Annotated in this window: 11 protein-coding genes; 1 reads left to right on the top strand and 10 read right to left on the bottom strand. The window is 69.4% G+C overall.

Features of this window, described 5'->3' with window-relative positions; translation table 11 throughout:
• Nucleotides 1-7 precede the first annotated feature (7 nt).
• The gene (locus V5F67_RS08655; RefSeq protein WP_394021213.1) at nucleotides 8-736 is read left to right on the top strand and encodes a nitroreductase; all 729 of its coding nucleotides are present in this window, start codon (nucleotides 8-10) and stop codon (nucleotides 734-736) included.
• An 87-nt stretch (nucleotides 737-823) separates the two neighbouring features.
• On the opposite strand, the gene V5F67_RS08650 is transcribed toward V5F67_RS08655, so the two are convergent.
• From V5F67_RS08650 to V5F67_RS08605, 10 genes are all read right to left on the bottom strand, one after another.
• Nucleotides 824-2,302 carry a sulfatase-like hydrolase/transferase gene (locus V5F67_RS08650; RefSeq protein ID WP_394021214.1) on the bottom strand — a complete coding sequence of 493 codons (1,479 nt, stop codon included), beginning with the start codon at nucleotides 2,300-2,302 and terminating at the stop codon, nucleotides 824-826.
• Nucleotides 2,203-3,294, bottom strand: coding sequence for a sulfatase-like hydrolase/transferase (locus V5F67_RS08645; RefSeq protein WP_509210641.1), 1,092 nt, complete (start codon nucleotides 3,292-3,294; stop codon nucleotides 2,203-2,205). The genes V5F67_RS08650 and V5F67_RS08645 overlap by 100 nt, the downstream gene beginning before the upstream one ends.
• Nucleotides 3,295-3,421: 127 nt before the next feature.
• Nucleotides 3,422-4,483, bottom strand: a complete 1,062-nt coding sequence (locus V5F67_RS08640) for a glycerol dehydrogenase (protein WP_394021215.1) — start codon at nucleotides 4,481-4,483, stop codon at nucleotides 3,422-3,424.
• 24 nt (nucleotides 4,484-4,507) lie between these two features.
• Nucleotides 4,508-5,359 (bottom strand): carbohydrate ABC transporter permease, encoded by an 852-nt coding sequence (locus V5F67_RS08635; RefSeq protein WP_394021216.1) that lies wholly within the window; start codon nucleotides 5,357-5,359, stop codon nucleotides 4,508-4,510.
• Nucleotides 5,356-6,216: a carbohydrate ABC transporter permease gene (locus V5F67_RS08630; protein WP_394021217.1), complete on the bottom strand. Its 861-nt coding sequence runs from the start codon at nucleotides 6,214-6,216 to the stop codon at nucleotides 5,356-5,358. The genes V5F67_RS08635 and V5F67_RS08630 overlap by 4 nt, the downstream gene beginning before the upstream one ends.
• A 225-nt stretch (nucleotides 6,217-6,441) precedes the next feature.
• A complete protein-coding gene (locus V5F67_RS08625) occupies nucleotides 6,442-7,767 on the bottom strand; it encodes an ABC transporter substrate-binding protein (protein ID WP_394021218.1) in 1,326 nt (441 codons plus the stop codon).
• Between the two features lie 53 nt (nucleotides 7,768-7,820).
• Nucleotides 7,821-8,915 carry an ABC transporter ATP-binding protein gene (locus V5F67_RS08620; RefSeq protein WP_394021219.1) on the bottom strand — a complete coding sequence of 365 codons (1,095 nt, stop codon included), beginning with the start codon at nucleotides 8,913-8,915 and terminating at the stop codon, nucleotides 7,821-7,823.
• Between the two features lie 29 nt (nucleotides 8,916-8,944).
• On the bottom strand, nucleotides 8,945-10,459 hold the full coding sequence (xylB, locus tag V5F67_RS08615; RefSeq protein ID WP_394021220.1) for a xylulokinase: 1,515 nt from the start codon (nucleotides 10,457-10,459) through the stop codon (nucleotides 8,945-8,947).
• A gap of 36 nt (nucleotides 10,460-10,495) precedes the next feature.
• Entirely contained in the window at nucleotides 10,496-12,016 is a 1,521-nt protein-coding gene (locus V5F67_RS08610) for an FAD-binding protein (protein WP_509210640.1), read from the bottom strand.
• Between the two features lie 352 nt (nucleotides 12,017-12,368).
• Nucleotides 12,369-13,349 carry a LacI family DNA-binding transcriptional regulator gene (locus tag V5F67_RS08605; RefSeq protein ID WP_394021222.1) on the bottom strand — a complete coding sequence of 327 codons (981 nt, stop codon included), beginning with the start codon at nucleotides 13,347-13,349 and terminating at the stop codon, nucleotides 12,369-12,371.
• Nucleotides 13,350-13,363 lie beyond the last annotated feature (14 nt).

The following is a 13,363-nucleotide window of genomic DNA, read 5'->3' as shown; positions in this document are numbered from 1 at the left end:
TGTGGACATGACCGAGACCATGACCTGCACCGTTCCTCCTCCCGCCGCCGCCCAAAGCACGCTCTCCGTCCAGGAGGCGATCCGCTCGCGCCGGGCGGTGCGGGCCTTCCTGCCGACGCCGGTTGCCGACGAGACCGTCGAGGAGATCCTCGACCTCGCCGCCCGCGCCCCCTCCGGCTCCAACATCCAGCCCTGGGGCGTCCAGGTGCTGCGCGGCGCGCCGCTGGCCGCGCTGGGGCAGGAACTGCACAGGCGCTTCCTCGCCGGCGACGTGGGCCAGGAGGAATACGCCTATTATCCGCGCCAGTGGCGCGAGCCGCATCTGTCGCGGCGCCGGAAGGTGGGCTGGGACCTCTACGGCGCCCTCGGCATCGCCAAGGGGGACGCGGAGCGCATGCGCCGGCAGCATGCGCGCAACTTCCTGTTCTTCGACGCGCCCGTGGGCCTCGTCGTCACCATGGCCCGGGACCTGGAGCGCGGCTCCTGGCTGGACTGCGGCATGTTCCTCGAGAACATCATGATCGCGGCGCGCGCCTTCGGCCTCGGCACCTGCCCGCAGGCGGCCTTCAACGGCTATGCGCGCGTGATCGCCGAGCGCCTCGCTTTGCCCGAGACCGAGATGGTGGTGTGCTGCATGGCCCTCGGCCACCCCGATCCCGACGCCCCGGAGAACGCCTTCCCCACCGAGCGCGAGCCCGCGCGCGGCTTCGCCCGCTTCGTGGAGCGCCTCGCCTGAGGCCGCCTTCCACTGGCGAAGGCCATCCGGCCGCGCCACGGGCGCGACCGGTTCGCGGAAATTAGTCCCGCTTCTCAGTCGCGTTTCTCAGTCCCGCTTCTTGGCCAGCTCCTGCATCATCAGCCGGATCGCCTCGGGCGAGACGGTGGAGGCGCCGAGATCGATGGTGATCTTGCCCAGCTTGGCGGTCAGCGCGAACGGCACCTGATAGTCCTTGTCGTCCACCGGCGTGCCGGTATCGAGACCGACATCGAAGGTCTCGTCCCAGGCCCAGATCAGCGGCTGGGTCCGCGGCAGCGCGTTCTGCGCCACGGTCTTGCCGTCCACCTTCAGGACGCCGGTGCCGCTGCGGCCGAGGGCCGGGCCGTCCGTCGCCATCGCCCAGTCGAACACCAGGGTGTGCTTGCCGGGGGCGAGCGCCTCGCCGGCCTGCCACTTGGGGCGCTCGATGTCGAGCAGGTTCATGGTGAAGGTGGGCTTGCCGTCCTTCAGGTAGAAGCCCCAGCCGGAGAAGCGGCCGCCCTGGGTGACGAGGACGCCGTTCGCCCCGCCGGACGGCACCTCGATCTCGGCGGTGATGGTGTAGGAGCGGTTGAGGATCGAGGGCGCGACCGCGAACTGGGTCGAGGTCATGGGCGCCGTATAGACGAACTGCGTGCGCCCCGCAGCCGGCCCGGGCCGCTCCACCGTCAGGATCGGCAGCTGCGAATCGTTCAGCGGCAGCACGTTGTTGCGCGCGGCCTCCACCAGCCACAGGTCCTGCATCATGCGCAGGCGCTCGGGCTCCTTGGCGGCGAGATCGTTGGTCTGGGTCGGATCCTCGGCGAGATTGTAGAGCTCCCACTTGAAGCCGTTCAGCACATCCACCGGCGGCTTGCCCTTCACCCCCTCCCAGGGCGTCGCGGCCGGCACGGTGTTGGCCATCCAGCCGTCGTGATAGATGGCGCGGTTGCCGAAGATCTCGAAATACTGGGTCCCGCGGGTGGACGGCACGCTGGCCGCCGCCTTGTCCCAGCTGTAGGTCATGCTCACGCCGTCATAGGGCCGCTGGGCGATGCCGTTGACCATGGTCGGCTGCGGGACGCCGATGGCGTCGAGGATGGTGGGCGCCACGTCGACCACGTGATGGAACTGGTTGCGGATGCCGCCCGCGTCCTTGATGCGGTTGGGCCAGGTCACCACCATGCCGGTGCGGGTGCCGCCGAGGTGGGAGGCCACCTGCTTGGTCCAGCGGTACGGCGTGTCCATGGCGAACGCCCACGGAACCGCGAAGTGATTGTAGGTGCGATCCGTGCCCCAGACCGGGATCAGCGGCATCATCTGCTCGACCGAGTAGTCGAAGCCGTTGAAATAGGCCACCTCGTTGGGCGTGCCGTTGAGCGAGCCCTCGGCGCTCATGCCGTTGTCGCCGGCGACGAAGACGATGAGCGTGTTGTCGAACTGGCCGAGCTGCTTGAGCGTCTCGATCACGCGGCCGATCTCGTGGTCGCTGTAGGCCATGTAGGCGGCCCAGATCTCGATCTGGCGCAGATAGAGCTCTTCTGGTCCGCGGTCAGGGCGTCCCACTTGGGCAGGAAATCCGGCCAGTCCGGCAGCTTGGCATTGGCCGGGATCACGCCCAGCTTCTTCTGGTTGGCGAAGATCTGCTCGGCCACCTTGTTCCAGCCCTGGTCGAACAGGTGCATGGCGCCGATCTTGTCCACCCACTCCTTGGTGGGATGGTGCGGCGCATGGGTGGCGCCGGGCGCGTAGTGGATGAACCAGGGCCGCTTCGGATCGGTCGCGGTCTGGGTATTGATGTAGGAGATGGCGTCGTCCGCCATGGCGGTGACGAGGTTCCAGCCCGGCTTGCCGTTGTAGGGATGGATCGGCGTGGTGTTGCGGAACAGGTTGCCGGGCTCCCACTGGCTCGTGTCGCCGCCGACGAAGCCGTAGAAATAGTCGTAGCCCTCGCCGATGGGCCAGTGGGTGAACGGCCCGGCCGGCGTCGCCTCCCAGATCGGGACATTGTGGTTCTTGCCGAACCAGGCGGTGGCGTAGCCATTGAGCTTCAGCACCTCGGCGGCATGGGCGGATTCCGGCCCGGTCACGGAATTGTAGCCGGGATAGCCGACGGCCCCCTCGGCCACCATGCCGTAGCCCACCGCATGATGGTTGCGCCCGGTCAACAGCGCCGCGCGGGTGGGCGAGCACAAGGCGGTGTTGTGCATCTGGGTGTAGCGCAGGCCGCGCGCGGCGAGATCGTCCAGCGTCGGCGTCGGCACGATGCCGCCGAAGGCGGAATTGGAGCCGAAGCCGGCATCGTCCACCAGGATCAGCAGCACGTTGGGCGCGCCCTGGGGCGGGGCGATGGTGGGCGACCACGCGGCGGTGCTGTCGATCAGGTTAGGCTGAATCGCGCCGGAGAACGGGGGCGTCGGGATCGGCAGGACACGGGAATCGGGGAATTCCCGCGTTGCCGGCGCGCCGGCCGGCCCCTGGAGCTGCTGGCTGCTGGCCTCAGGCGGCGCCAGGACCACCACAGCCAACAAGGCCGGAATTACATGACGCCCGATCATCGGCGATACCTTCCAAAGTTCGCCGAAATCCATCTCTCGACCGGGAGATCGAGTAAACCGACAGGCGTCAATTGGGTGTGGCCGGCGCGTATTTTGGCCGTCAAAAGCAATGCCTGCAGAAATTACCTTACGTCATGAGCGACGCCAGGGCGGCATGAAGCTGCGCCTGCGACAGCTCGGGCCGGAAGTTGCGGATATAGGGCGCGGTGCGCCAGGACACGTCGACGATCACGTCCACCGCCGCAGGATCGCTGACGCCGAACGCCGCCAGCGACGCCGGCAGGCCGATGGCGGCGTAGAAGGCCTTGAGGTCGTCGAGGAAGGCCGCGTCCCGCCCCTCCGCCACCAGTTGCGCCATGAGGCCGAGCGCCACCTGCTCGCCGTGCAGCGCGCGGGAGATCTCCGGCACCGCCGAGAAGCCGCGCGTGAGCGAATGGGCGATGGAGAGGCCGCCGCTCTCGAAGGCGAGCCCGGAGAGCAGGATGGTGGCCTCCACCACCTTCTCCATCGCCGCGTCCGGCGCCTTGCGCCCGACCGCCGCCATGGCCGCTTCGCCGTCGGCGCGGACGATGGCGTAGCAGCGCTCGGCGATGGCGAGCGCAAGCTCGGTGGGGGCCCCCTTGTAGAAGTTCAGCCCGCCGGCGGCGGCGCATTGCTCCACCTCGAACTTCTTCGACAGCGCATCGCCGATGCCGGCGGCGAAGAAGCGTGCCGGCGCCTGCGCGATCACCGCCGTATCCACCAGCACGAGGTCCGGATTGGTGGCCATGAGGCGCACCTCGGCGAGCACGTGGTCCGCCGTGTAGAGCACGGCGAGGCGCGAGGTGGGGCTGTCGTTCGAGGCGATGGTGGGCACGATGGCGAGTGGGCACGAAAGCGCCATGCACACGCCCTTCGCGGTGTCGATGGCCTTGCCGCCGCCGACGCCCAGCACCACCCCCGCCTCCGCCGCCCGCGCGGCAGCGGACAGGCGGTCGATCTCGGCCGCCGTGCATTCGCCGCCGAAGGTGGCGAAGGTCGCGCCGGCGCCCACGGCCGCGCGCAGGCGATGCCCCAGAAGCTCCGCCACCACGGCATCCGCCACCACGAACGGACGCGCGCCGAGCGCGGCGATGCGTGGGCCGAGGTCGGCGAGGGCGCCGGCGCCCTGCACATAGAGCGAGGGACCGCCGAAGGCGCGCAAGGACATGGTCATCTCCGTTCTGGCGCGCCCTCAGCCCTTCACGGCGCCGGCGCCGAGGCCCTGGATGAAATACTGGCTGAGCAGCGCGAAGGCGCCGAACAAGGGCAGCGCGATGAGGGTCGAGCCGGCCATGATCTCGCCCCAGCGCAGGTCGAACGAGCCGATCATGGACGCAAGGCCCACCGGCACGGTCTTGTTGGCATCCGAGCCGATCATGATCAGGGCGAAGGTGTAGTCGGTCCACGACAGCAGGAACGAGAAGATCGCCACCGTGATCAGCCCCGGCAGCGACAGCGGCAGCACCACCCGCAGGAAGGCGCCGAGCCGCGTGCAGCCGTCCACCATGGCCGCCTCCTCCAGCTCGAACGGCATGGACTTGAAGAAGCCCCACAGGAACCACACGCCCAGCGGCAATGTGAGCGTCAGGTGCGAGACGATGACGCTCAAAAGCGTGTCGCCGAGCCCCATGCGCGCGAACACCGTGAACATGGGGATGGCGATCAGCAGCGGCGGGAACATGTAGGCGTAGAGCATCGCCCCGACGATCAGCTTCTTGCCCGGCACCCGGTGGCGCGTGACCGCATAGGCGATCATCACCGACAGCACCATGGTGACCGCGACCGTCACCGCCGCGACGATCACCGAGTTCAGGAACTGGGCGGGATAGTCGGTCAGCTCCAGCAGGTTCCAGTAGTATTCCCACGTCACCGCGCCGGGCACCAGAGCGGTGCTGGAGATCAGCTCCTGCGGCGGCCGCACGGAGGAGATCACCATCCAGTAGATGGGGAAGGCGGAATAGACCGAGATCACGATCGCGGCCGCATAGAGGCCGACGCGCGAGGCGAGCGAGCGGGGGGCGAGCGCGCTGGACATGAGGCTCATTCCGTATCCAGGGGGAACAGGCGGAAATAGATGAACACCGCCACCGACAGGATCAGGAACGAGATGGTGGCGATGGCGGCGCCGCCGCCGATGTCGAACAGCGAGAAGGCGGTCTTGTAGGAGAGGATGGCGAGGTGCTCCGTCGCCCCCACCGGGCCGCCCTGGGTGAGCAGCCAGATGACGTCGAACTTATTGAACATCCACACCGCGCGCAGCAGCACGATCACGGTGAGGATCGGCTTCAGCATCGGCAGGGTGATGTGGAAGAAGCGCTGCACCGCGTTGGTGCCGTCCACCTTCGCCGCCTCGTAGAGCGAGGCCGGCACGGTCTGGAGCGCGGCGAGGAAGGTGGTGGTGACGAACGGCGTCCACATCCACACGCTCACCAGGATCACCGAGGTCATGGCGGCGGCCGGGCTCTCGAACCAGCTCACCGGCGGCAGGCCGAGCGCGGCGATCACGGCGGTCAGGACGCCGATGGAGCCGTCCACCATCCACTTGAAGGTCAGCACCACCACCACGGTCGGCAGCAGATAGGGCAGGATGGAGAGGCCGCGCACGATGTTGCGCAGCGGGAACACCTGGTTCAGCACCAAAGCGAAGCCGATGCCCAGCGTCACCTGCAGCACGATGGTGCCGAGCGAGTAGACGAAGCCGTTGATGAGCGCGCGCCAGAAGGTCCAGTCGGAGAGCACGCGGGCGTAATTGTCGAGCCCCGCCCATTGCGGCGCGCCGACGAAGCTGTCCATCCGGTAGAAGCTCAGCGAGATGGCGTAGGCCACCGGCGCCACGATCAGCAGCAGCGTCGCCGCCAGGCCGATGCCGAGGAAGGAATAGATGGTGGCGCGTGAGCTCAAGGCGGTGTCCTTGCGAGCAGTTTCATTGGCTTGTTCATTGACTTGGCCGCAGCCGGGGCGGCGCTCCGCTTGATGAATCGTCATGCCCCGGCTCGTCCGGGGCATCCACCGGGCCGCCCCCCCCCCGCGGCCGCAGCCCAAATCGCCGCCCCGGCCGCGGAGTGGATCCCCCGGACAAGCCGGGGGATGACGGTTGCGCGTCTCGCGCCCCTTAGGCGATCGTCCTCACGCGATCACCTGCCGCATGCGGTCCGCCGCGACCTTCACGCATTCGGCGGACGACATGTTCTTCAGGCATTTGTTCTGCAGCATCTCCGGGAACACGAAGGCCTCGAAGATCTTGCCGGGCTTCAGGCTCGGCGCCGGACCCTGGGTGTCGATGGAGGTGAGGATGATGTTCTTGTCGGTCAGGAACCGGCGCATCTCCTCCACCGCCGCATTGTGCTTCTCGATCAGCGGATGCGCCCGCCAGCGGGCGTCGTCATAGACGTCGAGGCGCGGCGGCTGGAAGTGCAGCGGGGCGGTGTGGAGGAAGTTGATGTACTGGTTCTCCGTGAACCACTTCATGAACTTCATGGCCTCGTCCGACTGCGGCGTCTTCAGCACCACCCAGCCGTCATAGCCGTGGTTCACCGCCTGGTGCTTCCCGGCGGAATCCATGTAGGGCATGATGCCGTACTGGTCGGCGAGCTTGGGGTTGTTGCGCTCCAGGCCCTCGATCAGGCGGCCGGCATAGGCGGTGTGGGCCACCTTGTCGGAGGTGAAGTTCGAGAGCACCTCGCCGAAGCTCGCCTGGCTCGCACCCGACGGCATGGTCTTGTAGAGCTCGCCGAAGAAGTCGAGATAGGCGGCGACCTTCGGCCCGATCTCGGCGCTGTCGAAGACGATGTTCCACTTGTCGTCGAAGATCTTGGCGCCCTCGGCCCACATGAAGCCGGGCGAGAGCCAGTTGGTGGCGCCGTTCGAGCCGATGGGGTAGAGCGCGCCGGCGCGGCCGTCGCCGTTCAGCGTCTGGGCGTTCTTGAGGAACTCGGCCCAGGTCTTCGGCACGTTGAGCTTGTTCTTCTCGTAGAGATCCTTGCGATAGTAGATCCAGGCGAGGTTGTAGTCGTAGGGGTACCAATAGACCTTCCCATCGATGGGGAAGAGGATGTTCGGACCCCACTTGTACTTGTCCGTCAGCTCGTTGAGCGGCATCAGGTGCCCCTCGCTGGCGAGGATCAGCACGTGGCCGACGAAGGCGAAGGTGGCGATGTCGTAGGGCGTGCCGCCGCGCAGCGAGGTCGTCACCTTGGTGAAGACGCCGTCCAGCGGCACGGAATCGATCACCACCTTGGTGCCGAACTGGCGCTCGTATTCCGCCGCCGCCACCTTCAGCGCGCGGATGCTGTCGATCGAGGTCTCCGCGTTCAGGAAGCGGATGGTCTTGGTGCCCTGCGCGTGCACGGCGGGGGCCGCGAGGCTGCCCGCCATCACGCCGCCGGCGAGCGCGCCGGCCGCCTTCAGCACCGAGCGGCGGCTGAGGTCACTCTTGTGGTCCTTCTCGTCCATGGCCCGTTCCTCCCGTATATGTTTGTTCTGACGCTTACTTTTCCATTCCACGCTCAGGCCGCCGGTCGCGCGCCGGCCTGTGCGCTTCCGCGCTCGATGCGCATGCCGGTCTTCCCGTCGAACACGTGGAGCCGCTCGGGCTTGAGCGAGATCGGCACCATCGACCCCGGCCGCACCGCGTCGGTGCGCTCCACCAGCACGCGCATGCGCGCGCGGCCGATGCGGCCGACCAGGAGCGTCTGCGCGCCCAGCTGCTCGATCACGGCCACCTCCAGCGGCAGCGCGCCCTGTGCCTCGCCCGCCGGCATGTGCTCGGGCCGCACGCCGATGACGAGCTCCGTGCCGTCGCTCGCCGTTCCGCCCGGCGGCAGGTCGAGCGCGAGACCGTCACCGACGAAGCGGCCACCCTCGGCCCGCCCCTCCACGAGGTTCATCTCCGGGGCGCCGATGAAGCCGGCGACGAACAGGTTCTGCGGCCGGTCGTAGACCTCCAGCGGCCGGCCCACCTGCTGCACATGGCCGTCGCGCATGATGACGATGCGGTCGGCGAGCGTCATCGCCTCCACCTGGTCGTGGGTGACGTAGACCATGGAGGTGCCGACCTCCTGGTGCAGGCGCGCGATCTCCTCGCGCATGCGCACGCGCAGCTTGGCGTCGAGGTTGGACAGCGGCTCGTCGAGCAGGAACACCTCCGGCTCGCGCACCAGCGCGCGGCCGAGCGCCACGCGCTGCATCTGGCCGCCGGAAAGCTGCTTGGGCTTGCGCTCCAGATAGGGATCGAGGCCGAGCATGGCGGAGGCCGCCTTCACCCGGCGGTCGATCTCGCCCTTGTCCATCTTGCGCATGCGCAGGCCGAAGGCGAGGTTCTCGTAGATGGTCTTGTGCGGGTAGAGCGCATAGTTCTGGAACACCATGGCGATGTTCCGGTCCTTGGGCTCAAGCCGCGTCACATCGCGCGCGCCGATCTCGATGGTGCCGGACGTGATCTCCTCCAGCCCCGCGATCATGCGCAGCGTGGTGGACTTGCCGCAGCCGGACGGCCCCAGGAAGACGACGAACTCGCCGTCCCGGATGTGGAGATCCACCCCATGGACCGCCACGACGGAGCCGTAGGCCTTGCGGACCTTGTTCAGTGTGACCTGAGCCATCTTCTCCTGCCGTGCTCCCTGCCGCTTCCTCAGCGGCCGCGGACGAAATCGTGGATGCGGTGGTTGATGGGCGCGAGCGCCTTCTGCGTGTCTGCATAGATCGGGTGGCCGCGCGCATAGAGCGCCGCCCGGTCGGGATCGGGCGCGGTGCGCCAGGCGATGTCGACGGCGGCGGCGGCCGCGCGCGCGTCCGGATAGACGCCGACACCGACGCCGGCGATGAGCGCGGCGCCGAACGAGGCCTCCGCCACCGCCGGCAGCTCCACCTCGACGTTCAGCACGTCCGCCACGATCTGGCGCCAGAGCGCGCTCTTCGCCCCGCCGCCGGTGAGGCGGGCGGTGGAGAAGGAAAGCCCCTTGGCGTTCAGCGCCAGCATGCAGTCCTTCAGCGAATAGGCGATGCCCTCATAGAGCGCGCGCACGAAATGCCCGGGGCCGTGGTTGAAGCCCATGCCCACATAGTCGGCGCGCAGGAGCGGGTCCCAGTGCGGCGAGCGCTCGCCGTTGAGATAGGGGTGGAAGAACAGGCCTTCCGAGCCCGGCGCCACGGCGGTGGCCTTCGCGTCCATGGCGGAGAACACGGCGGAGCCGTCCTCGCCCGCGCGGCGGAAGAAGGTGTCGCGCAGCCACTTGTGCGCCGAGGCGCAGGAATTGGTGGCGGCGATGACGTACCAGTGGTCCGGCACCACGTGGGGATAGTTGATGACGGTGACGTCGGGGCGCGGCGCCGTGGTCAGCACGCTCACCGTGGCGGCGGTGGCGAGCTTCACCACGCCGAGGTCCTCGCGGATCATGCCGGCGCCATAGGTCTCCGCCGCCGTGTCGGAGGTGCCGCACACCACCGGCGTGCCTTCCCTGAGCCCGGTGGCGCGCGCCGCCGCGGCGGTGACGCCGCCGACCACGGCGGTGGTGGGGACGATGGGCGGCAGCGTCTCCATCGGCCAGCCGATCATGTCGCACAGCTCGCGCGACCAGCCGCCGGTCTTCACGTCCGCCATCAGGGTTCCGACCGCGTCGATGAAGTCGGTCTCCCACGTGCCGGTGAGGCGCGCGCGCAGCCAGTCCTTGGCGACGTAGAGCCGCTTCACGCGCGCGAACGCCTCGGGCTCGTGGCGCGCGAGCCAGAGCATCTGCGGCAGGGTCCAGGTGGGGTTGGCGCGGTTGGCGCCGATCTCGAGGATGCGCGCATCCGCCCGCTCGCGCAGCACGGCGGCCTCGGCGCCGGAGCGCTGGTCGTTCCACAGGATGGCGGGGCGGATGACGCGTCCGTCCGCGTCCTCAAGCACCTGCGTGTGGGCGCCGGCGGAAAAGGAGATGGCGGCGACCCGCGCGGCGTCGCCGCCCGCCTGGGCGAGCGCGCGCGGCAGCGTCTCGCGCATGGCGCGCCACCAGTCGGCCGGGTCCTGCTCGCTCCAGCCGGGATGCGGCGCGGACGTGGCGACGGGCGCCGACGCCTCGCCCGCCAGCGTCCCGTCGATGCGGATGATGCTGGTCTTGAGCGCGCCGGCGCCGAGGTCGATGCCGATGAGCAGGTCGGCGGTCACGATGGGCGCCTCCCGCGGGCTCGCGCGATGCTCATGTCACACCTCTCCCCGGCGCAGGTCCACCGCGCCCGCGGCCGGGCGCAGGCCGAGCTTGCCGGGATTCATGAGGTTGTCGGGGTCGAGCGCATCCTTGATCTTCTGGAGCACGCCGAGCCCGGCGCCCAGCTCCTTCTCGATCCAGGGATTGCGGAACAGGCCGACGCCGTGGTGGTGGGCGATGGAGCCGCCGTGCTCCAGGGTCAGCGACTGGAGCGCCTCCCAGAGCTTCGCATGCAGCGGCAGCGCCTCGGCCTCGTCCATGGGTGGCAGGCGGATGGTCATGTATTGGCAGGCGCCCTCGGGATAGACGTGCGACCAGTGGGCGCCGAAATGGATCCTGGGGTAGATCGCCCGCACCGCCGCGCTCATGGCGGCATACATGCCGGGGATGGCCGACCAGTTGCCCGTGACCTCCACCGTGTCGTTGTAATAGCCCGCTGCCTGCCACTTCTGGGAATAGGCCACATAGCGGTTTTCCTTCCAGTGATGGAAGGGGCCGTCGGGCGCCACCTCGCCGCCGACGCTGGCGACGATGTCGAGCGCCGCCTTCTGCTCCGCCCCGAGCACCGGCTCGGCGCCGGAGAACACCAGGATGGCGAGGATCGGCCTCGCCTTGAACTGCTCCAGCCCCTCGGTGCGCTCGCGGCTCTCGGCGGCATCGTAGATGCGCACCACGGTGGGCCGCAGTTCGGCCTGCATGATCCGGCGCGCGGCCTCCCACGCCGCCTCCAGCGAAGGCAGCGCCACCACCACGCCGCGCTCCTCCTTGGGCAGCCGCCACAGGCGCAGCGTCAGCTCGGTGATGATGCCGAAGGCGCCCTCCCCGCCCACCAGCAGATCGCGGATGGACGGGCCGACCGAGCGCCGCGCAACCGGGCGGATCTCCAGCGGCGTGCCGTCCGGCAGCACCGCCTTGAGGCCGATGACGATGTCCTCGATCTTGCCGTAGCGGCTGGAAGCCTGGCCGCCGCCGCGGCAGGCGGCCCAGCCGCCCACGGTGGAGATCTCGATCGACTGCGGCAGGTGGCCGGTGGTGAAGCCCTCGGCGTTCAGCGCATTCTCGAACACGATGCCGTTCATGCCCGCCTGGACCGTGACCATGGCATCCTGCGGATTGATGGCGACGATCTGGTCGAGGCGCCTGAGGTCCACCATCACCTCCTGGTGGAGCGGGATGGCGCCGCCGAGCACGCCCGAGCCGTTGCCGAACGGGATCAGCTCCACCTTGCGGGCGTTCGCCAGCCTGACGATGGCCGCCGCCTCGGCGTCCGAGCCGGGCCGCGCCACGAGGCGCGGCACCACGCCTGCGAGCTTGCCGAAGCGCTCGCGGAAATTGGCGAACGGCAGCCGGTCGTGGGCATAGGCGCGCCGCGCCTCGAACTCGCTCAGGACGTTGGCGTCGCCGACGATGGCCGCCAGCGCGGCGGCAAGGTCGGCATCCACGGCGTCGGAGGTCTTGGCGGCGGCGATGGTCAGGCCGGTCATGGGCACCCCTTGCGGGAAGAGGCGCGCACCCATGGCCCCGCGCTGCGGGGTCCCATCGTGGCGTCCTCCCTCGTTGTTCTTGAGCAATCGTTTGTTCAAAGCTGTCAGACCCGGCGGGAGCCGTCAAGCGGGAATGTCGGGAGGCGGCGCGGAACGCGAAAGCCTGGAGCAAGGCCGAACCCTCTCCCGCGTGCGGGGGAAGGGGCGCGAACGGCGGGGCTTTCGCCCGGCAGGGGATCCGCGCTGCCTCTGAAGCGCCCGGCATCCGCGCGCCCCGACCCGACGTCTCATCCCCTCACCCTGCCCTCTCCCCGCCGGGGAGAGGGGGCTCCGCCGCGGTAGCGGCGCGGCAAGTGGATGCAAGGACAGAAGCCGACCCCTCGGGCTACCCAGGCGCCGGCCCCGTCGAGGCGCGGGCGATCAGGTCGCCCGGCGGCAGCGGCGGCACCGGGTCGGGATGCTCGCCGGAGAGGCTGCGCACCAGCAGCGAGGCGGCGACGCGCCCCATCTCCTCGGTGGGCATCATCACCGTGGTGAGGCTGGGATAGAGCAGGCTCGCCACCGGCGCGTCGTGCAGGCCGGCGACGGAGATGTCCTGCGGGATGCGCCAGCCCGCCGCGTGCAGCACCGACATGGCGCCGGCGGCGGAAACCAAGGTCGCCGCCAGCACCGCCGTGGGCCGCTGCGGCAGCAGCTCCGCCATGGCGCGGGCGCCGCCCTCGGCGGTGTAGCCTGCGGTCGCCACCAGCGCCGGGTCGAAGGCGATGCCCGCCGCCTCCAGGCCCTGGCGATACCCATCCAGGCGCTGGGCGGCGTTGAAGCCCTGGTCGCGGCCGGCGAGATGAGCGATGCGCCGGTGGCCGAGACCGGCGAGATGCGCCACCGCCTTGCGCGCCGCCGCCCGGCTGTCCAGCACCACCGAGAGCGGCGCGCCGGGCAGGATGCGGTTCATGAGCACGAACGGCACATGCGCGGCGGCAAGGTCCGAGCGCAGCACCTCGTCGTCGTCGAGGCTCGCCACCAGGAGCCCGTCCACCCGGTTGGTCTGGGAGAGCTTGGCGATGGTGGTGGCGGTGGTGCCGGGCTCGCGGTGGGAGATGAGCAGCGAATAGCCGAGTTCCGCCGCCGCCTGCTCGGCGCCGCGGATGGCGGCGGCGAACACCGGATTGTCGAGCTGCGGCACGACGATGCCCAGCGTGTCGGTGCGCGCCGTGCGCAGGCCGCGCGCCAGCGAATTGGGCCGGTAGGCCAGCTCCTCGGCGACCTTGAGGATGCGCGCGCGCGTCTCTTCCCGCACCCTTTGGGAGACGTCCCCGCGCAGCACCCGCGAGGCCGTGGACATGTCGACCCCGGCGGTCTGGGCCACGTCGGCAAGCGTCG

Source organism: Xanthobacter pseudotagetidis, from assembly GCF_043194795.2.
Lineage (GTDB): Bacteria > Pseudomonadota > Alphaproteobacteria > Rhizobiales > Xanthobacteraceae > Xanthobacter > Xanthobacter tagetidis_A.
This window is presented reverse-complemented; position numbering and strand designations above follow the sequence as displayed.

Coding starts and splice junctions, on each gene's coding strand:
- V5F67_RS08625 (WP_394021218.1), bottom strand. CDS start 7,767: ATGGACGAGAAGGACCACAAGAGTGACCTCAGCCGCCGCTCGGTGCTG.
- V5F67_RS08640 (WP_394021215.1), bottom strand. CDS start 4,483: ATGTCCTTGCGCGCCTTCGGCGGTCCCTCGCTCTATGTGCAGGGCGCC.
- V5F67_RS08635 (WP_394021216.1), bottom strand. CDS start 5,359: ATGAGCCTCATGTCCAGCGCGCTCGCCCCCCGCTCGCTCGCCTCGCGC.
- V5F67_RS08655 (WP_394021213.1), top strand. CDS start 8: ATGACCGAGACCATGACCTGCACCGTTCCTCCTCCCGCCGCCGCCCAA.
- V5F67_RS08610 (WP_509210640.1), bottom strand. CDS start 12,016: ATGGGTGCGCGCCTCTTCCCGCAAGGGGTGCCCATGACCGGCCTGACC.
- V5F67_RS08645 (WP_509210641.1), bottom strand. CDS start 3,294: ATGATCGGGCGTCATGTAATTCCGGCCTTGTTGGCTGTGGTGGTCCTG.
- V5F67_RS08620 (WP_394021219.1), bottom strand. CDS start 8,915: ATGGCTCAGGTCACACTGAACAAGGTCCGCAAGGCCTACGGCTCCGTC.